The organism is Serratia quinivorans, from assembly GCF_946227985.1.
Taxonomy (GTDB): domain Bacteria; phylum Pseudomonadota; class Gammaproteobacteria; order Enterobacterales; family Enterobacteriaceae; genus Serratia; species Serratia quinivorans_A.
Window position 1 is genome coordinate 1 of record NZ_CAMKGL010000027.1, and the last position, 341, is coordinate 341.

The following is a 341-nucleotide window of genomic DNA, read 5'->3' on the forward strand; positions in this document are numbered from 1 at the left end:
GCGCTCACCGCTGCCGGCAGCACGGATTCACGGTACGCCGCATCCTGCTTGTCGAACGCGTCGGTGGACGGCATGGAGACCACGCGCACCTTACGGCCCGCCGCGGTCAGCTGGTCTGCCGCTTCCACGGTGATACCCACTTCCGAACCGGTGGCAATCAGAATCACGTCCGGCGTACCGGCGCAGTCTTTCAGCACATAACCGCCACGGTAGACGTTGGCCAGTTGCTCTGCGCTACGCGGCTGCTGGGTCAGGTTCTGACGTGAGAAAATCAGCGTGGTCGGGCCGTCGTTGCGCTCGATGCCGTACTGCCAGGCCACCGCCGACTCCACCTGGTCACA

The 341-nt window shown here is 64.8% G+C and carries 1 protein-coding gene; it reads right to left on the minus strand.

What is annotated here, in order from left to right; genetic code table 11:
• Positions 1-341 (minus strand): transketolase-like TK C-terminal-containing protein (locus OCH02_RS25425; protein ID WP_315899251.1); only part of this gene is annotated, 341 nt, incomplete at both ends.